The organism is Chitinophaga filiformis (assembly GCF_021646545.1).
Lineage (GTDB): Bacteria > Bacteroidota > Bacteroidia > Chitinophagales > Chitinophagaceae > Chitinophaga > Chitinophaga filiformis_A.
Genome location: NZ_JAKIRP010000008.1, coordinates 95,466 through 117,772, shown reverse-complemented (window position 1 = coordinate 117,772; position 22,307 = coordinate 95,466). Strand labels below are relative to the sequence as shown.

15 protein-coding genes are annotated in these 22,307 nt (G+C 45.2%); 6 read left to right on the top strand and 9 right to left on the bottom strand.

Annotated elements, in window-relative coordinates; translation table 11 throughout:
* The first annotated feature begins 117 nt into the window (after window positions 1–117).
* Complete coding sequence (locus L3C95_RS19720) at window positions 118–2,022, top strand: transglutaminase domain-containing protein (protein WP_236390278.1); 1,905 nt, start codon at window positions 118–120, stop codon at window positions 2,020–2,022.
* 12 nt (window positions 2,023–2,034) lie between these two features.
* The gene (locus L3C95_RS19715) at window positions 2,035–4,221 is read left to right on the top strand and encodes a DUF3857 domain-containing protein (RefSeq protein ID WP_236390276.1); all 2,187 of its coding nucleotides are present in this window, start codon (window positions 2,035–2,037) and stop codon (window positions 4,219–4,221) included.
* Window positions 4,222–4,329: 108 nt separating this feature from the next.
* On the opposite strand, the gene L3C95_RS19710 is transcribed toward L3C95_RS19715, so the two are convergent.
* The 6 genes from L3C95_RS19710 to L3C95_RS19685 form a co-directional block, all read right to left on the bottom strand.
* On the bottom strand, window positions 4,330–6,918 hold the full coding sequence (locus L3C95_RS19710; RefSeq protein ID WP_236390275.1) for a hypothetical protein: 2,589 nt from the start codon (window positions 6,916–6,918) through the stop codon (window positions 4,330–4,332).
* Window positions 6,919–7,010: 92 nt separating this feature from the next.
* The gene (locus L3C95_RS19705) at window positions 7,011–10,505 is read right to left on the bottom strand and encodes a gliding motility-associated C-terminal domain-containing protein (RefSeq protein ID WP_236390274.1); all 3,495 of its coding nucleotides are present in this window, start codon (window positions 10,503–10,505) and stop codon (window positions 7,011–7,013) included.
* A 245-nt stretch (window positions 10,506–10,750) separates the two neighbouring features.
* Window positions 10,751–11,716, bottom strand: coding sequence for a DUF5996 family protein (locus L3C95_RS19700; RefSeq protein ID WP_236390273.1), 966 nt, complete (start codon window positions 11,714–11,716; stop codon window positions 10,751–10,753).
* Between the two features lie 477 nt (window positions 11,717–12,193).
* Window positions 12,194–15,229, bottom strand: a complete 3,036-nt coding sequence (locus tag L3C95_RS19695) for a T9SS type A sorting domain-containing protein (protein WP_236390272.1) — start codon at window positions 15,227–15,229, stop codon at window positions 12,194–12,196.
* 152 nt (window positions 15,230–15,381) lie between these two features.
* A complete protein-coding gene (locus tag L3C95_RS19690; RefSeq protein WP_236390271.1) occupies window positions 15,382–16,299 on the bottom strand; it encodes a HigA family addiction module antitoxin in 918 nt (305 codons plus the stop codon).
* 2 nt (window positions 16,300–16,301) lie between these two features.
* Window positions 16,302–16,643: a type II toxin-antitoxin system RelE/ParE family toxin gene (locus L3C95_RS19685; protein WP_236390269.1), complete on the bottom strand. Its 342-nt coding sequence runs from the start codon at window positions 16,641–16,643 to the stop codon at window positions 16,302–16,304.
* A gap of 374 nt (window positions 16,644–17,017) precedes the next feature.
* On the opposite strand from L3C95_RS19685, the gene L3C95_RS19680 reads away from it, so the two are divergent.
* Entirely contained in the window at window positions 17,018–17,446 is a 429-nt protein-coding gene (locus L3C95_RS19680; RefSeq protein ID WP_236390268.1) for a MarR family winged helix-turn-helix transcriptional regulator, read from the top strand.
* A gap of 60 nt (window positions 17,447–17,506) precedes the next feature.
* Window positions 17,507–18,376, top strand: a complete 870-nt coding sequence (locus L3C95_RS19675; protein WP_236390267.1) for an SDR family oxidoreductase — start codon at window positions 17,507–17,509, stop codon at window positions 18,374–18,376.
* A gap of 143 nt (window positions 18,377–18,519) precedes the next feature.
* On the opposite strand, the gene L3C95_RS19670 is transcribed toward L3C95_RS19675, so the two are convergent.
* A complete protein-coding gene (locus tag L3C95_RS19670) occupies window positions 18,520–19,503 on the bottom strand; it encodes a quinone oxidoreductase family protein (RefSeq protein ID WP_236390266.1) in 984 nt (327 codons plus the stop codon).
* 123 nt (window positions 19,504–19,626) lie between these two features.
* Between L3C95_RS19670 and L3C95_RS19665 the strand changes: the two genes are divergently transcribed.
* A complete protein-coding gene (locus L3C95_RS19665) occupies window positions 19,627–20,001 on the top strand; it encodes a winged helix-turn-helix transcriptional regulator (protein ID WP_236390265.1) in 375 nt (124 codons plus the stop codon).
* A 117-nt stretch (window positions 20,002–20,118) separates the two neighbouring features.
* Here the strand turns inward: L3C95_RS19665 and L3C95_RS19660 are convergent, their stop codons facing one another.
* Complete coding sequence (locus L3C95_RS19660; protein WP_236390264.1) at window positions 20,119–20,973, bottom strand: NAD(P)-dependent oxidoreductase; 855 nt, start codon at window positions 20,971–20,973, stop codon at window positions 20,119–20,121.
* Window positions 20,974–21,158: 185 nt separating this feature from the next.
* On the opposite strand from L3C95_RS19660, the gene L3C95_RS19655 reads away from it, so the two are divergent.
* A complete protein-coding gene (locus L3C95_RS19655) occupies window positions 21,159–21,548 on the top strand; it encodes a winged helix-turn-helix transcriptional regulator (protein WP_236390263.1) in 390 nt (129 codons plus the stop codon).
* Between the two features lie 123 nt (window positions 21,549–21,671).
* On the opposite strand, the gene L3C95_RS19650 is transcribed toward L3C95_RS19655, so the two are convergent.
* The gene (locus L3C95_RS19650; protein ID WP_236390262.1) at window positions 21,672–22,262 is read right to left on the bottom strand and encodes a DUF4202 domain-containing protein; all 591 of its coding nucleotides are present in this window, start codon (window positions 22,260–22,262) and stop codon (window positions 21,672–21,674) included.
* Window positions 22,263–22,307: the final 45 nt, after the last annotated feature.

Here is a 22,307-nt window from a genome sequence, read left to right as displayed (position 1 = left end):
ACTACTGACAGTTCGCCATAACACTAATCATCCATGTTTAGATAAGGCATATTATTTAATATAAAATACTCTCTTTTTTAGTACTTTAGCCTAATATTTACCAATTTTTCCCTTACTATGAAGCTTCAGGTGCTAATCTGTTCCCATGCCAGACGGCTTGCCCGTCTGAGTATTTGGCTGTTCCTATACTGTCCCCTTGCTGTACACGCCCAGAAAGACGACGATAACATCGAACTGGCCAGGGTAGACGAAACGTATGAATTTCAATACGATACCCGCCAGAAACAGGTCATTGTCAAACAAACCCTTTACAAGGATTTTATATGCAATGGCTTCCGTTCGTCTATTCCCTTCTCGGAAAGCTATAACGGCCAGGAGGAAATTAAAGATGTGACCATTGTGGTAGATGGTAAAAAGGCAAGATATATACAACCTGGCTACGATTACCTGAACATTGACGAATACTTCTATTCAGATCTGAAACTGTGTCACTTTACCCTGCCCTTTACACGTCAGGGATCTCACAGCGAAGTGACCATAGAAAAGGAGATCAAAGATCCCCGTTATCTGACCACCGTTTATCTGACCGAAGACTACCCGGAACAGCAAAAGAAGGTCACCGTTATTGTTCCCCGCTGGATGGACGTTGAAATTCATACTTTCCATTTCCAGGGGCAACATGTCAGAACGGAAAAAACGTACGATGAAGATAAAGACGCCGACGTCTATACTTATACCGCCACTAAGCTCCCGGCCATGAAATCGGCAAGTATGAGCCCCGGCCCAACCTGGATATACCCGCATATCCTCGTGCGCAGCAAGGCGGCTAATTATAACGGACAAAAAACCACCTATTTCAACACGACGGACGATCTTTACCAGTGGTGCCATAATCTGGCTACCCAGCTCCGCCCGGACACTGCTGCTCTGGGCGCCAAAGCCCGTGAGATCACTGCCGGCATTACAGATCCGTTTGCGCAGCTGAAAGCTGTCTTTTACTGGGTAGAAGAGAACGTTCGCTACATTGCTTTTGAAGACGGCCTTGCCGGCTTTAAACCCGATGAAGCCCATGAGGTATTGCGAAAAAAATATGGTGACTGTAAAGGCATGGCCAACCTCACCAAGGAACTATTGCTGCGCTGCGGCCTGGATGCCCGCCTGTGCTGGATAGGAACCAATCGCATCATGTACGATCACAGCATACCTTCACTCAGTGCTGACAATCATATGATCTGCGCGGTGAAGTACAACAACAAATGGTGGTACCTCGACGCCACAGAGAAGTACATGCAGCCGGGCATCTATGCGGAACGCATAGAAAGTCGCCAGGTGATGATAGAAAATGGAGACAACTGCGTACTGGCGAATGTGCCTGCGGTGACGCCGGACCAGAACACGCGCATCTTCAGGGAATCCCTGACCATAGATGGCAACAATATGAACGGTAAGATAAAATACCAGTATAACGGGGAAAGTAAAACAGATCTGCTCTATAATGTCAACCTCACCAAAAAAGACCGGGTGCAGACAGCGCTGGAAAATTATATCACCAATAGTAACCGCCACTATAAGATTTCCAACGTAACCACCTCTCCGCTGGACCAGCGGGATGGCAGCCTCGAAGTAAATTTCGACCTCGTGTACCAGGATGCCGTGTCTTCCTTCGGTAAAGAAATGTACATCGATATTGATTACAATAAAGAGTTCAACAACGCTGTGATCGATACAGTGAAGCGGACCACAGATCTGCGCTTTAGTACAAAATCTAACTTCATCACCGAAACAGAACTTATCATTCCCAACGGCTATAAAATAACTACGCTGCCGGAAGATCTGCACATCACATCTCCCAATTTCAGCTTTGATATTACTTATAAAACCGCTGGCAACAAGATCAGCTATCGCAAACAACTGAAAATAAACAATACCTATCTGGCGAAAGCCGGCTTCCGTGAATGGAACAACGCTGTTGCTGCGCTATCAAAGAAATACCTGGAGCAGATCCAGGTTTCCCAACAATAAATTCTATTACCTATGTATAAATACAAATTTGTACTCCTTTCCACCCTTCTGCTTAGTACAAGCTACCAGGTTTGGGCCCAGTCAAAACAAGAAAGAGAGTACCAGGAAGAAGCCGCACAGGTGAAACAGGAAATATGGGACGCTAAAGACCCTGCTTTCGCCAGAACGGATATCCCCGAAAAATACAGCAATGAATCGGCTGTCATCATTGCTATGAATTTCACGTTAGGCGCAGACCATAGCCGTCGCCAGGATCATATTGCCATGACGCTGCACGAGCGTATCAAGATCCAGGACAAAGCCGCGCTGGAAAACTACTCTGAGTTCAACCTCCAGAAACTGAGTCGTGGCGGATGGTCCAGTGGCTACAAACTCACCTCTTTTATGGGCATTCGCGTGATTAAACCCAATGGCCAGCAGCGCGATATAGACATGAAAGACGCGGTGAACGTTAAAGATGAACATGACGAGAAAAAACAAAAGATCGCTATCTCTGATCTGCAGGTAGGAGACATCATCGACTTCTATATAAGGATGAACAAAGACGCAAGCAGTTATTACTCCTCTCCCGATCCACTGGATTATTCAATAGGCGAGAAATACCCCATGCTCGACTTTTCATTAAATGTGACTGTCAACAGGAGAATGGGTGTATCCTGGCGCTATCTGAATGACGAACCGTCTGCAATGAAACATAGCAAGGAGGGCGACGACTACGTATTCTCCATTCACAAAACAGACGTGCCTAAAGTAACAGACGAGCGGTGGTTGTATGAGCAAAGAGCGTTACCAACCCTGCGCCTGGCCTACAACGGACTAAAAAGTAGTGAATTCACGAACGGAATGAATGAAGAGCGCATCCGCCGTTTCCTGACATATGAGATCATCAGTATAAACGCCTCATATCCTACCCTCGCCGCTATTGTAAGAGGCTTTCCTGAGGTGCTGGACGAATATGCTACAAGGACCGGCGTAAGGAGAAAAGAGATGAGCAAAAGGGCCATCGCCGAGCTGGCTTTTTATTACATTCGCTATGCCTCTCTTTACAAAGAAACCAGTATAGGTAGTTCTATAGAAGTAGGACAACAGAGGAAGACTTACTCTCCCCGTGAACATTATACGGCTAACGTATTCAGAACGCTGCTGGCCCGTTATGATATTCGTACGGAACTGGCTGCAGCTGTACCCCGCAGTGTAGGTACCTTGGAAGACGTAGTGTCACTGGACGATCTGAATTACTTCATCATTGCCTATCCGGATGATAAACCGATGTACTGCTTTATGAGCAGCATGTTTAGTTTCCCTGACGAGCTGCCTACCCAACTGGAAGGTCAGCAAGCCTACACGGTAAGTGTAACCGGCAGCTCAAAAGAGAAAGATGCCTCGTTTAAAAAGATTTCGCTGCCAATGAGCAACGCAGATCAGAACATGGATGAGGAGAAACTTAATGTGAAATTTACAGCAGATAATATGCAGCAGCTAAGTATAGATCGTATTATCCGTGTTAAAGGACAATATCGCTACAACTACATAGACATGCTGTTGTATGAAGATATGCTGACTGACGAACGCAATAACCTGCGCGTAACTTCATCAAGAGATGAAGACCTGCTGGCCACCGGCCCGTACCGGAAAAGAGCCAATGAATTTGACGCAGCCTTCGCTAAAGCCCGGAAAGATATGGACGAAACGGTGAACGCCAATATTGCCAGTGAGTACGGAACTAAACCCACAGCCGTTACGTACTTTAAGGTAGCAGAGCATGGGCTGGAAAAACAAAACAAGCCCTTGACTATGCATGAATCATTCACAATGGAAGGGTTTGTGAAGAAAGCAGGCAATAACTATATGTTGGATATTGGTAAACTGATCACTGAGCAGATAGCACTTTCGCCTGAGGAGCGCAAACGTACCTATGATATTAACATGCCTTTTCCCCGTACGGTAGCATACGATATTATCGTTAACATTCCTCAGGGTTATCAGCTGGAAGGTGCAGACAACCTGAACAAATCTGTTAGCAATGAAACCGGCTCATTTGAGAGCAGCACCAAAATGGAAGATGGAAAGCTTGTAGTAACAGTTAAAAAGGTGTATAAGCATCAGCAGGAAAAATCTGTAAACTGGCCGCAAATGATAGCGTTTATGGACGCAGCAGCTGATTTTAACAAACAGAAAGTGCTGTTAAAGAAGATTTAACCAGTGCTGTCAAATAAATAAAAACATCCCATGGTGTACACTTAACCTTGGGATGTTTTTTTTAGCACAATCCTCCATTATGTGGCATCGGTTTTCCCAGTATTAGTCCTATCTGATCACGTCATTAAAGGACTTATAAAACTCTTCACCATAGATATCCCTATAATCCTTTATGAACTTCTCGTAGGTGTTATTTGCCAGCGAATATCGTTTTAACTGTATCAGACTCTTACACTTATATTCCAGCGCCTCCTCGTTCAGCCGGTCGAAGAGAAATATGGCATTCGTCACCCTGATCACAAATTCCGGGTCTTCCCCTGCCTGCTTGTCTTCTTTGAGGTATCCCAGGCTAAGGTCAATAACAGCGTTGCTCACTTCTGCCTTGATATCATCCAGCCAGTCATATTCCGTCTTGGCCAGGAAGGCCCCTGTTTCGACAACCTTCAGCAGGTCTGCGATAAACGGCCGGTCTGCCGCAGCCTTTCTTTTAGTCAGACTGACAAAGCGTTCATAATCAAGATAGAAATGATCTTCTGTGTATTGAAACTGCCAGTACACCGACTTCTTATTGACCATACAATTCCCGATCCTTTCCAGGATGGTTTTCAGCTTGGCCAGGTTCACCGATCTGTTATTCTTGGCATCTTTGGCCGATTTTCCGTTCCAAAGGATCTCATTCAGTTCGTCGGCTGTGATGCCCTGACCGGTCCTCACGGTATAGATCAGGATGAGGAGCAGCAGTTCTTTCATTAGTGGTGTGAACAATCCCGTCAGCTCTTCACCCTCCCCGTTAAACGCCTGGAAAGGGCCAAACAGGCGGATACTGGACCGGGGAGCTTCCGCTGGTTGCAGCGTTTCCTGTATGGGTTGTATAGCCGCATGCAGTTCTCCTTCTGAGGGCTCTATAGTGGTATCGATTGGTTCTCCGGATCCTTTCTTTTGCTCTTCCCCTTCATCTGTATTTCCATCCCGCTTATTTTGCGGGCTGATTTTCCTGAACCACCACCATAAAATCGCAATGGCAACAACAAAAAACAACAGCATGTAAATGAACCCTCTGGCTAAACGGCCTTTCCCTCCAGCTATATTTCCATCTCCTGCGCTAAGGTCTAGTGGAGGGAAATCGATCGTATAAACGTTTACTGTCGTTTTCCGCTGCCGCTGTTCCTGATCATCATACAACAAGGTGACCGCTATCAGTTTACCAACACCGGGAGCATAGTAGAGGTCCGCAAAGGACTGTACATCATAAAAAGAATAAGGAATAGGTGTGCCCGTCAGTTTGTATACAGGCCGGTCCAGCGAGCCTTGTATCAGCTGAAGGCGGGCGTTAAAACTATCTTTGGGAAATACCAGCCCGTAATATTGTCTTCTTTTAGCATCGATGACCAGGCTGTTGGCAAACGTGAAGCTGCCATATACCGAATCCAGGCTAAACCGCTTGCTGAAAGTCCTGTTTCGTACATCAAAAGTAAAGAGGTCATAATACCCTCGGGGATCGAGCATCTGATCGCCGGTCATGCTACCGTAGCCGCCTGCAATAAAAGCTGTATCGCCAGTGCCATTTAAGCCCAGCCCAGCCAGGTAACGCGGTGGGAAAAAGCTGCCTCCGGTGGGCAATATCTCCCATTTACCGGTGCGGGGCTGGTAGCGCTGTACCAGGTTTTTATATTTTAGCTGCCCATATCCACCAACGATGTATAAAGCAGTATCCCAGGGAGAAATGAACTTATTGGCATGCCAGAATTCCGTAAGTATGGTATCCGGGAAAGAGGTAGTCCACTGTGGATGTTCGGAGCTGTACGTAGCCACCTTCTTATGATCGATGTAGACATTATACAACTGGCGACTGAACGTATCATAGATGGCCTGGCATCCCACCAGGATATTTTCCTGTTTCGCAGCCATGGCCGTCCTGGCATGTTGCTGCTGACGCAGATCGTAGGTGATAACAGAATCAATCCCGGTGATCATTAACTGTTCGTTCCGCTGGTCAAAAGCCACCACTGCATTTCCGTTCAACTGAAAAGAACCGATCGTTTTCCAATACTGATGACCTGGTTTCAGCCATACTGCATTCTTGACCTTTGCAGGCTGCTGCCGGATATTGTCATAACAGAGGGTGTCTGCCACTTCCGCCAGCGGCCAGTGACAGGTCAGCCGCTCATCCTGAAAGATGCGGATGTCTTTGATACGCATGGGTGGGATATCCCTGGTATGAAATCGCTCGTCATCATTTGCTCCATAAAGGAATTTAAAGCAGTTTCCTTTAAATGAGAAAGCGCGGCTACCTACATGTTTGTTGTTTACAGCGAATGCGATCTGCTGCTTTTTCAGGTCCATGGTAACCGACACGCGATTCCATTCATTGTACAACTGGTAGGCGTCACAAGAGAACGAGATATTGAAGAAATGCTGGCCGGAAATAACCCGGAAGAGAGACGCTTTCTGATCATAGATCAGATCAATATTCTGGTTCTCGTTAACAATACGGAGGATGTAACCGAAATAAATATGATTGTAGGATACGAAGTTCAGGTCAAACTCAAGACGTATGGTTCCTGAAAAACACAGTGGCTTACCCGTAGCAATTTCAAAAGCGGTCCTTTTCTCGGCAACGGCTTCATGTCCATTAAAGGCGAGTCCATAGGATAAATAAGATTGGGCCTGTCCTATGGTATTTAGAATGAGTAACAAAAACAGCGTAAGGAACGATCGATACATACTTAAGCAAAAAACAATATTAAGCTGTATTAAGCAATCTTACACGTATTTTTTTACCCTTCGGCTTAATAGACAACAAGTACGGCGCCCTTCTCCTGAACCGGATGGCCGAGGATGTCAATTCCCTGAATCATCCATACATAACCACCTGCCTCTACCTTTTCCCCGCGGAACGTGCCATCCCATCCCGTTTCAATGCTTTTGGTAGAGAACACAACATTACCCCAGCGATCCATAACGCTAAAGTTATTGTAGGAAGCTACACCATACCCTTTAGGTTTGAATATATCATTGTGACCGTCACCATTGGGAGAAAAAGCTGTCGGCGCTACTACTTTAATCGCGTCTATTACAAGTACTCTGAAGGTGGTAGTCGGACTTATACAATCCCCGAACTGGTAATTCATGCCGAAAGTCGTGGTCTCTGTAATACCGTTGATCCGGAACAAGCCGGTATCATTCACTTCCGACCATTCTGTACCAGGTTTAAACAACGTATAGATACCAATACGCTTATCGTTTACGTTGATCTCTGCGGTCATTCCTTTTATGATAGTCACATCTTTTGCAGCAGGAGCCAGCAACAGTATATCTACCGGCAACACAGGAAAAGGACGACCATAGACGATACATCCGTTACCGTCGGTGACCTGCAGGGTATAATCTCCCCCAGGCAAACCATCAGCTCTCAGGGAAGTTGACACCACCATACTATCCGCATTCAGCCAGGCATAAGATATCGGCTGTTTTCCTGATACACTGATACCGGTGATCATACCGGAAGTAGTATTACATACATCGTCTATCACATAGGCTGATTTATCATCTATTAGCGGTAAATCAGGTGTTCTCAGGTTAACGGTGGTGACCAGCTGTTCGCATTGTTCAATATCTGTGATATATAACCTGTAATTGCCATCGCCCACACCCGTCAGATCCCTGTTCTGACTGATGAGGGTGCCGTTCTGGTCGAACCATTTGTAGGAAACCGGTGTTCCTCCCACGACAACAAGACCTGTCACGCTGCCGTTCTGCAGGTTGCAGACAGGGTTTTGTGTATTGATCTGTGCTACGTTCATAGGGCCTGGCCTGTGTTGAGGAACAGTGAAGGTAGCAGTTGCATTACATCCCGTCGTATTGCTGATCTGCAGGGTATATACACCTGCCGGCATATTTATCAGATCGAGGCTGGTGCTAACTGTCACACCATTCTGATCCAGCCATTGTACAGTCTCAGCGTTGGTAGCCTGCAGGCCGGTCACGCCGCCATCATCCACAGCGCAGGCAGCTTCCCTGATCGCTACGCCACTCTGGTCAATGGTGATGACACCGGGTGCCGCGATGGTAAAAGGTGCTGAAGGTAAGGCAGGACAGGAAGATTCATCTGTAAATGACAATGTATATACACCTGCCGGTATGTTAAGCAGATCTGGTGCATTGCCCACTACCTGCCCGCTGGCATCTCTCCAGGTATAAGTAATAACACCGGTACCAGTCACATTCAATCCTGTAATGCTACCAGTAGGCTGGCTGCATATTGCATCTATCACCACTGCTCCGCTGGCATCCAGCACAGGCGCAGCAATGCCCTGTATTACAAAGGGACCACCGGTAGCTGTACATCCGTTAACGGTATCGGCAATGGTCAGCGTATAGCTATCCGGTGCAAGATTATTAATAGAAGGGCCTGTTCCGACTACAGCGTTAACGGTATTACGCCATTCGAATTTCAAATTTATTCCCCGGATCTGTAATCCGTTAATACTTCCGTTGTTAGCACCACAGGTAGCAGGACTTATTATCGCCGCTGCTGCGTTTATCTGCGGGGTTTCATCCCTTACCTCAAAGAAAGGAGAATACACAATACATTCCGGCTTGTTACATCCGCCACCGTACATCACCAGGCGGTATCTCCCGGCAGGTACGTTGTTCAGTGAGGTGCCTGTGCCAACTGTATTGCCGGCATCGTCCTCCCAATGGAAAGGTGTGGCGTTGTAGAGTAATTTATTGGGGATGCTGCCAGTGCTTTTGCCACAGGCAGTATGTACAATACTACGTTCGAGTTCGATATGATCGCTCCATACAGGATTACTATAATCCGAGGTTGCACCGGTAGCGTCCGTTGCTGATAAGATGACACCGTCCCTGCCTTTGAGTGCGTATGTCCACCTGCCATCTGCACCAGCAAAGAAGGTCTCAATATAGTTCCTGCCATCGCACTTCAATGAGCCGCTACATCTGTAAGGAGTGAAAACTTCCATTTTGGCATTGGGCGTAGCTGTTCCGCTCAATGTTGTAGCAGTACATGCAGTGACATGCACGAACGGCATTGGTCTGCCATCAGTGGGCGACCAGTTTTCCAGCTGAATGCTGTTGGCCGGGTATCGATCAAAGCCAGTAACGTTATTGCAGAACATTTCATTCTGTGAAACCGTTACGCGATATGCATTAATAACAGTAACAGGCGCATCATAACATCCCGCAATGATATTTTTGTCGGCCAGTGACCCACCTATCATCCCCTGGTTACAATCTGTGATCAGCACCCCTGATGAGCGCTGTCCCAGGACATTCTGGCCCGTTACCTCTGTTCCTATTTTGTTCCTCACTATCCTGAAAGTGGCGTTCTGCAAACCTACTATTCCGATACCCTGGATACTGACACCTGCTATCTGGTTATCGCTGATCTGTACAGTGCCGGTGGTGGTACCATATATACCCAACATTGCCTCCCGGATACTGAAGTTCATTACAGCAGTACCGTTGACATCCGTACCGATCTTATTAAAAGATGCCACCACATTACCTGTCTCGGTCCATAATGACACCCCATAAGAGTTGCCCATGATCACATTCCCCAGGTCTGCCCTGTTGCCGCCCAGTGTTACACCATTCAAATGTGCGAGCAAAATGGGCTGATAACTGGATAACTGAGCTGTGGCAGTCATGCCATCCTCTTCAAAACCAATGATATTGCTTTGTATTACCAGGTTGCTGATGGTCCTGGGGTCAAAGTTCCCTGAATCGCCATAGATACAATACTTGTAACCGTTAATGACATTCCCTTTACCAGGTCCGCCAATGGTGATATCTGCGCATGTACCACTTAATAAGATGCCATAGCTTTCTGTATTGGCTCTCAGTGTATTCTTGATAGCCAATCCATATATCTCCACCTGTTGCGCATTATCGATCAGAAGGGCATAATATGTTGCAGGCGAACCTGTTAGCTGCCGGTACAGGAATACCCTGGCCCCACTGGCGCCCAATAAGGGAGCTGCCTGTGTTGAGGCATCGACAGCAATATTGCTTGTCAGCCCTGGTAAGTCGCTGAGCAACGTGATAGTCATATCGCTGGGCGTTGTACCAGGCAGATTAAAGTAGATATAGTCTTTTGCAGCAGTACCGTTACTGTTCGCTTTAGTGATTGCATCTCTTAAGGTTCCTGGTCCGCTGTCCGCATTAGAAGTGACAATGAAATTGGCGGCCTTGGTTGGAGTAAGAACACAAAAACAAGATATGGTAACGAGCAGGAGTAATACACCTGTTGTAGGTTTCATGTTAATCGATATTCGGGATATATAGGTAGTGTCTTTTGCTACCGGACTGAAAAATACACATATTTATTAAGAATATAATATAGAAAGCGGGTTCTGCAGATAAAATAACATTAAAAAACCGGCCATAGGCCTAAAACGCCGTTTTGAGTAACACAAAAGTGTTACTAAATATACATCCCTCGCCTCCCTATGCGACATGGTACCGGACATACGGCCTTCGTATATCCGGCATATTCACCTGCGCATTATAGCGTCCTGAAACAACCGTATTCCTCTTCAAACTTCGACAGATCGCATTCCAGCGCCTGACGGTCCCAGTTACCTGTATTGGCGGCCGCCTCGTAGGTAGACTGCAAAAAGGCCAGTAAGGTTTCCTCGGGGTTATCTGCCTGTTGTACCGTGTCGTAGTGCAGGAAGAACTCGCCCATCTCTTTGCTATAGAAGGCGCCTTCGGGTTTCACAGGTTGTTCTCCGAATGTAGCACTAACGGGGTAACAGTACGCATAAAAGACTACATGGGGGAACTGCTCACTACCCGGCCAGAATCCACAGGAGCTTACCTCTTTGGAATAGGCTTCCTTCATTACCTCAGCCGGCATGTTGGGTGCCTGTCCCTGGTGCGGGGGTGCATCTTTACCTGAAAATCTGGTAACTGCCAGGTCAAAGGCGCCCCAGAAGAAATGCACAGGACTGACTTTACCCGTAAAGCCCGATCTGAAACGTGTAAATACATTATGCACCCTGACAAGCGCCTGCCAGTAATTCTCCATTTGCTGCCTGTCATACGCACGCTGCACCTGATCTTCTTCAAAAGGAACAGCATGTTCCATTTCACTGGGTGTTGTATGAATAATAACGTCTACGCCTGATGCATGTAGCTTTTCAAACACCTCTTTGTAAAAATCAGCTATTGTCCGCGGTTTCAATTCTATCGCCAGTCTTTTACCGGTGCTGGTTATCATCATTAACTGATGCAAATGGAAATCAAAATCTATCTGAAAGATACCATGCTCATATGGCATGCTGCCTGTGCTAAGTCCATATGGCGTAACATATAAGGTAACATGCCAGGAGTGATTCAACCAGGGCATTTTTCTGAGGCGTATCTTCCCTACTATCTGTGTCCATAGATGAACTGTCGACAATGTATCTTTCAGTTCATCATAATTTAACACGGGCCATTTGTCTGACGTAAAAGCAGCATCTTGCATAACGAACAATTGAAAATGAAGAGAGTAGTCTTTCAATAGTAATTTAGCGAAATAATCAATGCCACATTCCTTCCTCGAAGAAGTAGTTCATATACACCATAGCGAGTAATAATGAATTTTCGTTATATCATTTTCTTTGTACATTTGTCGCGAACAATGAGCACCTGATAACCTAAGTGACTTCAAGGACCCTTCATATACAGTGAACATTTAAATCAATTCAACAACGCATTTACAAACACTTCCGGTACAGCTGCGGGTAATGGTGTTACGGCATTTATTCCGCCCTATAACATTACCGTACTCGACACCGCAAGTGTAAAATCAGCTATAACAGGTGCAGATGGCGCCGGAGCTACATTAGCGGGAAATAGTTGCTCAACGCTATAGTTGCACAAGGGTCCTTGAAGATCACTTAAAACAAAAGCAGGGATACAGATAACTGTATCCCTGCCCTCAAAACCACAGCAAGAAAGGCTATTCTACCACTAACTTCTTCGTCTCAATCTTTGTAGTCGAAACAGTTTTTACGAGATAAACACCCGGCGTCAGATTGCCCGTGGTCACCGAAATACGTTGTTCCCCTGCCGCAATATGCTGCCTCAATGTCTTCACCAGCACTCCATTTGAATTATAGATCCCGATCACTGCATCTGTCGCTGCCGGCAGCTGATAATGCAACGTTACCTGTTCCCTGGCAGGATTTGGATAAAGCTTCAGGCCTGCCTTCGCCAGCTTATTCTCAGTCAGCTGTGCCTGCACTGGTGCTACTCTTGCAGCAGATGTAGTGCCCCATCTGAAGGTCTCCCAACCACCAATAGCTGCACGGTTACAATTCATAGGCTGGGTACCATTTTCAGAACAGATATACTGTCCTTTCAGACTCTGGAAAGCAACCGTATTGCTGGTTAAATTAATCCATTTAAAACGTGTGGTGCTATCCAGCGTAGTACCTGTACAGTACATCGGGCTGGTCGCAGTTACATAGAGCCCATTATTACCCTTCAATGCGATAGTGCTGTTCCCACCATCCACTACTACAAACTTTTCCCATGGACCTAATCCGGTACGGTTACAGTTCATGGCCTGTGTACCATTCTCAGAGCATACCAGCAGGGTGTCATTGTACAGGTAAATAGTACTACCGATCGGAGCCGGAGAAGGCGGATCAGTGATAGTAGTATCCTGGGCATCTTCGATGATGATATCATCAAAATAAGCGGTAAAATTACCACTCAGCGCCGGATTGTCGTAAGCAATACTGATACCGGTTATTTCATCTCCTATCAGTTCTCCTTTACCGATCTGGCAGGAGAATTTCTGCCAGCTGCCTACTGTACCACGACCCACATTCGGATGCATCACATTGCCGTTGTTATCCTTATAGGTACTCAGGTTACGCAGCACCTTCCCCGATTTGAATGTCAGGTCTACGGAAGTATACCTGCCGGGATTGTTTACCGTATATTTCCAGAAACTCAATTGCATATTGGCCTTCACTGCAATCTTTGTTTCTGATATTTTATAATAGTAAGATGATGCGCCGGCAGCTGTGCCATTGATCCTCACAGTGTACACACCACTCTTTGAAAACGCAGCTGCATTATCGATAGTCACGGTTGTATTGCTCACACCAGCAGACGACAACACCGTATTCTTATAGAAGCAGGCATCAATCGGGGAAACGATATCCTGTGGCACATTATTGATGATACAGTTCGCGACCCTGCTTTCGAAGCTGTTCCTGTAATAGATCGGTCCCAGTGAGTAAGGGATCGGAATTTCAGCAGGCGTTTCTGCGCTGGTCAGCAAACGGGCTGCTTGTCCGGCGAGACGCAGGTAATAGTCGGACGAGGTCCAGATACCATCCATCGACAAGGTACCAAAATACTGGTCTGTTGGGATGTCAAAATAATCCACTGCCGAACTGATAATATTGGTCGATTCTTCAAACTCATCCAGCATAGCGTAATACATTGACTTCACGCCTATGCTTTTGATATTGCGTGCCTGCTTCCAGAGGAACTTCCCTCCCAGCCTTCTCGTATCATTCGGATAACCTGATACATGCTGCGACCAGGCGCTGCCAGGGAATATCACCGGATAGAAACCCATGCCATTCTGATCGCAATACTGTTTGTCAGGGATCAGGTATTGTGTCCTGAAATTATCCGCACCAGTTGTGTCATTGTATACGCCTACGGTCCAGGGAGAGATCATGTGATAGGCCTTGTAAACGTCTTCGAAGTCAGGACGTGAACCAGCGTCTCTTAGTCGCCAGTCCCTCGGTACTCCCGCAATCACATAACAACCGCGGTCTTTGAAGAACTGTGCCAGTTCCAATGCCTGGGCTTTATCCACGAGAATGGTCGAATATCCCAATCCCCAGAGTTCTACCACCGGTTTGCCATTCACGGTGGCATATGCGCCGGATTTAGTTAGTTCATAGATCTGTTCCATCTGGTATACCCAGTCGCGTTTAATACCTTCCACCAGGTCAATGGAATTTACTTCTCCATTGTTCTGATCGGGCATACAGTACATCACATAAAACAACCTGCCATTAGCTTCACAGGCGTTCTTGATATGCACATAATAATCGTCGGTAGATGTGTACTTCATATTCCTTCCGACGGGAGCATTACGCTGAATGGCCACACCGTCAAACCCGGTTCTTTTCAGTAGTGCCATCTGCACGTCTATCACTCCTTTGTCGGTAGAATTGTACAACTTCGCCGGCTTACCGTTGCCGAGGTTCGCAAAGTTGGTAGCATACATTGGTACATTTGGATTATTCTCGTAATCTGCCAGCTGCGGGAATGTTTCTGTATTGTGATTACCTCTTCCGGCGGCCGGCACTTTGTCGTATGACCAGTGCGTCCAGTCTTCCGGTTTAGGCCCTGCTTCATGCCATAGTTGATATCCTGCGAATGACTTACCTACAAACTCTGAGGCCGGATTGTTTGGTCTGGCGGGAATAGGCTGCGCATCCGGGTTCAAGGAGCCAACATATACTGTGATGTCTTTAATATAAGTGTCTTCCGAACCATAACCCAGGCGGATGTCTCCAGCATAGCCCATGCTACCATCCAGGCCGGCATCTTCCAGGAACACCAGGCGGGTGACCCATTTTTTTGTATTGGATTTCTTGAAATCGGCACCGCCCCAACCTGTACCAGAACGCGTATAGTTCAGCCATACGAAATTCATGCTGTTGTCATAATAGGTGATAGACAGGATAAGCTTCTGCGCCGCGGTAGGAACAGCGGTTCTGTCGCAACGCACATACATGAACTTTCCCGCCGGGATCTTCCGGCATGGTACACCGTCTATAGTAGCGACTTCAGTATAGCCTTCGCCACTCTGGTTATTTTCGATACCATAGGATAGACTACCGGATTGGACGGGATTGGTAAATTTAATCCAGGCCGACACCGGTGGCAGGACAATATCGCCCGCTTTCAGGATACATGCGCATAGCAGGCATGCAAATAGTAATAGAGAGTGTTTCATATATAGTATTTAAGTGGGAAAAGAAGCTGGGTGTTGATGGGTTTTCTACAGATGATGCTGTAAATCAACAGGTATGGATAAGTTATGGGTTTACAAGGTTTAAAGAGTATGGCTTTCGGGGATTGAAGATACAATTTTATGGGGTTTAACTACTAACGTGATGTCCATTTTTCGGCAAATTCATCCGCTTCTTTTTCCTTAATCAGATCTTTGTCAGAATACTCCACCCTTTCTAAAAAAATATCCTTCTTCCCATGTAAGAGAATATGCCCGGCTTCATGAAAGAAAGTAAACCAAAAGCTATTGCTGTCATTATCCGGCCCTGTTAATTGAATGAATGGAGTATCATTTAACCATCGCGTTGAACCACTTATGGGCGCTTTATTAATACGCGGAGTATATACCACTTTAACACCAGCTTCCAGGCAAATGCGTTGTAATTGGCTGAAAAATTCATCAGGATGATTTTCCCTGATTGATTTCAACTTTGGCAATGCGTCCTTAAACTTCTTTTCTGAATAGACCTTCGCGTCTAACTCCATTGCCTGTAATTCACCTTTTCGAAGCCATGCAGAAATGGCATATGGCTCAGCGGTTTGCGCAAGAGAAATCCGGAAAGCCACTTTAAGCTGTTGCTTAAAATAATAGTCTTCCCATGCTGTGTGACTGGAGAAGCCAAAGAAGGTAAGCATCTCCGTCGTTTTTTCCTGAATAGTTGTTACAGCCGGTAACCAGCCTTTTTTAATCATCTCCGCCAAAGGGAACTTCTTTGCCCATCCGGTTGCTTCCTGAATAACAGCTTGCCGTTTCTTTCTTGCGACAAATTCGTCATAATTTCTTTGGTGGTTCATCCAGAAATTAGCGGGAATTCTGGTTACGCTTTCAAACTGGACGGCCATATCAGGAGTAATGGAGCTATCTCCTTTAATTATGGCAATGATGGTTTTTTCTGGCTTGCCTGTACGGAGGGCAAACTCTTTTGGCCCCATATTCATTTCTTCCAGCTTCTCGCCTAAAGTTTCTCCCGGATGTGGAACTGTTTGCGGAAAGTATTGATTTTGCTTCGCCATGATTATTTTTCTTTATGATAGTTGACTATTTCTTTAACTTCTATTCCTGTAATCTCCATCCAAACACGTTGACCATGCTCGTTTGTAGGAACAGGTACCTCGTGAGGTATAAAAACCAACCTGTATGGCTGGTCTAAATCACAGGCCCATTGCCCTCTCCGCCTATTGGTAAGTTCATGAAAATTGCCGGGGAGGTCTCTTACTTCCTCAAGATTGGCCGCAGACATTAACTGTGTCAGCCTGGCTTTTATTTTGTCTGCCCGGAGCTTACCAAACTCCCTGCGACGCTTCCTGTCATTATTGGCAAGTTCTTCTAATTTCTTGTCTGCAAAAGTAATATCCACAACAAATATAGTTTAATTTTAGTTAACACAATATGTAAGTCAAAAAAAATAAAAAACAAAAAGACAAATTACCCTGGCTAACATTGGGTGGCTTCGTCTGTCATTACATCACTGGTTAAATAATAGCAGCACTGTTTAGGGGAGATGTTTTACTACGCAGAATGCGTTTGGGGCTTTCAGAGGTATAACTTTGATAGTATTTGCTCAGCTTCTATTATCAAATCAAAACTAAGAAAAACAGCATGGTGCATGTTAATACGAAAAAAATGAACAGAAACTGAATAAGTCAGTAAGTGGTCTGACTGAAATGAATAAATAGAATATAAATTTTAAAAAATAGTTAGTCGCCTAACTATTTTCATTATCTTCGCATCGTGAAACCAAAAAACCAGGATACCATTATCAGCAATCTGCTTGTTCAAATCTGTAAAGTTCGCAGAAACAAAAGCAATGCTTTGCTTTCGGAAACGGGCATACATTCCGGGCAGGACATTCTGCTATATCATTTAAGTCTTGAAGACGGACAAACTGTTTCCTCGTTGGTTGAAAAAATGTGTATTCAACAAGCCACCATTTCAAGTATGATAGACAGAATGGTGGCCACAGGTATGATAACAAAAGAAAAAGACGCACAGGATAAACGGACCTCAAGAATCTATATAACCGATAAAGGAAAGGCTACTTATAAACAAGTAGCCAAAATCTGGAGAAGCATGGAAAGTATTGCAATACAAGGACTTTCCGAACAACAACAAACACAATTAACTGAATTACTAAAACACGTGTTAAACAATCTGGAGTAAAAATTTTACCCCAATAGTTAGGCGACTAAGTAAATATTCAATTTCAAATCACCCGCAAACATGGAAGATAAAAACAAAATCACCATATTCGGTGCAACCGGAAAAATAGGTAAAGAGCTGCTAACTTTTTTATCTGCCGCTGGAATAACGGCAATTGCAGTAACAAGGAATAAAAATAAAGCGAAAGAAATGCCCTCTGTTGAATGGGTAGAAGCAAATATGCTGAGCAAGGCAACTCTTTACAACACAATGAAAAACAGTAAAGTGGTTTTTCTTGCCTCAAGTATAAACGACAACTTTGTAGAAGAACAGAACAATGTAATCGAAGTTGCAAAAGAACAAGGAGTGACCCATATTGTAAAACTTTCTTCTCCGGGAGCTGTTAAAAATTCACCATTCTTCATTGCAAAATTACATTTTGAAGTAGAAGAATCATTAAAAGCGTCCGGGCTCTCATGGACTATTTTACAGCCTAATTCCTTTATGCAGAACTGGCTGGGAGAATTTTCCGAAACCATCAAAAGAGAACGTAAAATTTATGAAGGAACGGGCGACGGTAAAAAGCCTTTTATAGACACCAGAGACATTGCAGAAGTAGCATTTAAAATACTAACAAATCCCGCCGAACATAGTAATCAAACATACCTGTTAACGGCTGACGAAGCAGTAAATTATGCAGAAGTCGCAGAAGCTATTAGCAATGCCATTGGCGACAATGTCCAATTTATACCGCTGACAATTGATGAATTAGAACAAAGAATGAAACGAAAGGGAATGCCGCCATTGATGATACAAACGTTTATTGCAATTGCCGAAGGACAACGTCAGGGAAAAGCAACCTTTACAAATACGATCGTTAAAGATATCTTAAACAAACCATCGAGAACAATTCATGACTTTGCAATGGACTATGCAAGCTGGTTTAAATAAAGCAAATGGAGCATGCACGTCATAACTGAAGTGTATGCTCCATGGCTGTTCCTTGGGAGAAGATCATCGATGCCCCCCTTTAAGATCACACAAATATGTCCTGCTTAGTTAGCCACTATTCTTGCAGAAAACAAAGATGCCAGCTAAGGCCTAAGGATAATGCTACCAGTAGTTCTCCGCGCTTCCATGTCCGCATGCGCTTCTGAGGCATCAGCCAGGGAATAGACTGAAGGATGTTGTACCTCAAATATGCCTTTTTCAACCTGTTCGAATACCTCCTTCATTGCCTCACCTTTCTTATCCTGATATCCCGGATAATTATTAAGTTGCGCTTGCACAAAATGGATCTTCTTTTGATCAAGCTGCTGAGCGTCTACCTGAGGCCAACCAGATGCACCGCCATAGCATACAAAGGTGCCACCTGCCTTGATAAGCTCTATTGATTTGTCAAAAATGTCTTTCCCAATACTGTCATATACTACATCCACACCAGCATTACCTGTGATAGCATTCACCCGGGCAGTAAGATCTTCGTTTTGCAGATCAATTACATGCTCATACCCCCGCTGTTCCGCCAGTTGTTTTTTAGCCGGGCTGCCAACTGTACCTATAACATTAGCACCCAGTGATTTAACCCACGCGCTTAACAAAGTACCTACTCCTCCTGTCATGGCAGTAATCAGTACCTGCTGTCCTGCTTTAATCGGACAACTGTCTCTGATCAACATTTGGGCCGTAAGACCTTTTACCATCACCGCGGCCGCTACATCAAAAGTGATGCTATCAGGTAATCTGAAGATGTCATTGACACTGATCGTTCTTATTTGTGCATATGCTCCTGTTGTAGCATAATAAGCAACCCTGTCGCCTACAGCAAATTCAGTTACGCCTTCACCGACGGCGCTTACTATGCCCGCAGCTTCCAGCCCGATCGGCGCCGGATACTTTGGCAGTTGGAATCTCCCGCTTCTGAAGAAAACATCGAGGAAATTTACAGCAATAGCTTTCTGCTCAATTAAAACTTCGTTGGAACCCGGACCTGATAGATCAATCGTTTCATACTTCAGAACCCCTGGCCCACCAGGTTGTTCAATAAGAACAACACCACTTTTTGTTAAGATGCTCATTTAATGTTTTTTATTCCTGCAAATTTATTTGCGCTTCTCCTTATGATGGGTCTCAGATTCCTCTAAGGAAGTAGTTCCCTCCAGGGAAGTGTTTATCACCAAAGGAAGTAGTTACATTTGTGTATGGGAACATCAATTCTTACAGAAGAAACGCTATCAAAAGCATGCATACAACATTTTAAAGCCATTGAGGATACACAGTACATATTGGCTGGAAAATGGAGGATATCCATCATTGCGATGCTGGCATTCAGGAAGATGCGCTATCTCCAGCTACAGCGCTTCCTGAATGGTATTGGCACTAAAATGTTATCAAAGGAATTGCAGCACCTGGAAATTAATGGATTGGTTGCCCGCACTGTCCGGAATACGAAGCCTATTACGGTAGAATATGAGCTTACAACATATGGAAAATCGCTGAAGCCATTATTGGATGAGATGGCGCGTTGGGGTAAAGAACACAAAAAGTACATTGTAAAGGAAGTGAGCGGAAAATAAGCGCAATAGTCAATGCAGACAGCTGATATTTCTAATGCTATCTGGCTTGCCAGGGGCAGATAGATTTCGTATACGAAAAGACACAGCTTGTCACGCGCTGTGTCTTTTTACCTGATATTACCGCAGCACCTTCATCATCGCTGCCAACCTCTCATCCCCATATCCTGCCGCTCTGGCTTTATTAAAAAGTTCCAACGCAAATGCAGGGAACGGCGCCTCAATGCGACTCTCCGCCGCCTGGCGTTTCATCAGCTCAAAACTAAGGGCACATATCTCCAGCGAACTTTGAGGAGAAGTATAATGCTCCTGCTGTATATCATCTGCTGTGCTTTTCACCATCTGTCCCAATACAGGGGAGATATCGGATATCATATTACCCAGGGCAGCCACCTCCAGCCCCTCGGCCTCTATTATGCGCGCACCATGGAAGAATCCAAACATCATTCCGAACATACTGGAGAGCGCAGCGAGATCCCATGCAGCTGCGGCACCCGGGGCATCACCCATATACAGCAGTGTGCCGGCAAGCATCTTTAAAACCGCTTCACTGCGCTTAAATGCGGTTTCGGCACCCGAAAGGAAGATTGGGGTAGACGGCTGCCCCATCTGGGAAGGTGTAGCCAGTATCGCCCCGTCCAGGTACAAAGCGCCGCGTGATTGCATCATGGCTGCCATTTCCCGCGCATCCTGCGGCGTGCCGGTGCTTAACTGGACGATCGTCTTACCTTGAACATCCACGTCCCGGAGGAGCTCATAAGTGACCGCATAATCCAGTACACAAATAATGACCAGCGGACTGGCATGAACCGCTGCATGAATATCAGCAGTGTAATTGGCGCCATCTTTAACAAGCTGCTCAGCTTTTGCTGCCGTTCTGTTCCAGACAGTCACCATCTGCTTCTCCTGCACCAGTAACTGAGCCAGTACTGATCCCATAGCGCCTAACCCTATAATAGATACTTTTTCTCGCATATCGATTGTTTAAATGATTTTGAAGGAAATGATAAGCTCTCATTACTTACAATTCTAATGCAAAGAGAAATTTTTCACAGACGACTACCAATACGGGAAATTATTTGCGGGTATGGAAAATTTTTTCCATACCTGCTTTGTCCGGAACATAGGTGTACTTTTGTACCACTTATAAATGATCGGTTATGTACGAGAAAAAAATGCCAAAAGAGTTTAACTGTGGTATTTCCATTATCATGGAGATCATTGGCGGCAAATGGAAATCTTATCTGCTCTTTCTGATCAGTAATGGTATACGCAGGCCCAATGAACTGCAGAAAAAAGTACCGTCCGCCACGCGTCGCGTGTTAAATCTTCAGTTGCGGGAACTGGAATTTCATGGTATTGTAAAGCGGGTGATCTATCCTGAACTGCCTCCGCGCGTTGAATATTACCTGACTGAATTCGGCGAATCTTTACTACCGGTAATACAGGAAATGGATAAATGGGGTAGCCGCCATCTTGATAATTTCAGAACACTGATGGAACAAAAAAAAGAGAGTATGACAAATACAGCACTCGCGAACGCCTGTTAGTGAGTGCAGGCTAGCTGCCATTGGCGAACCAGCCTGCGAAATTTCTTCATCAAATATCCAGGAAATTGTGCCCGGCACCAAATTGGCTGCCCTCGATCATACCTGGGACAAGCCGCGCAAATACTATTGATCGCCACCGTTTAGTGCTTTATTCAAGAGCATTTGTCCGGCGTTACTATAAGTAAGGGACAAGGCTACCTGCCTTCCTTCTTCGCTCATCTTTGCCCATGTCTTTTGCAAAATACCAATCATCTTTTCTTCTGTATGTTTCTTTATAAGATCATCATACTGAAATGACAGGAACACCAGGCAAAGGGCATCCTCCATCGTTTGGACATCAGCATCCGTTTTAAGTCTTTTCTTCAAAACAATTTCATTGACCCTGGAAATGGTGTCCGCGTCATACCCTATTGACTGCAATATTTCCGTGGCTTTCCGTGCATGAAAATGCGACAGATCGTTTCTCCATTTCAAGTAACCTACTCTCCCTTCGGGGTACGTTTCTCTGGCGATTTCCCATCTTCCTATATGCTGACATCTTGAAGCAAGTAGAAGTGGTTCACTGGCCTCCGGATTCAGCTTCTTTACCCATTCATACAATTGAATAGCGTAAAAATATTCAGATGCATATTGATTCCCATCCCATGTTATCCGTGAAGGGTCCTGTTGATTATATGCATCAAACAATTGAAAAGCCTGTTCCATTTTTGTCATAAAAACCAGTGATTTAGTAAAGTCATTGCTCAAGTTCCTGTAAAT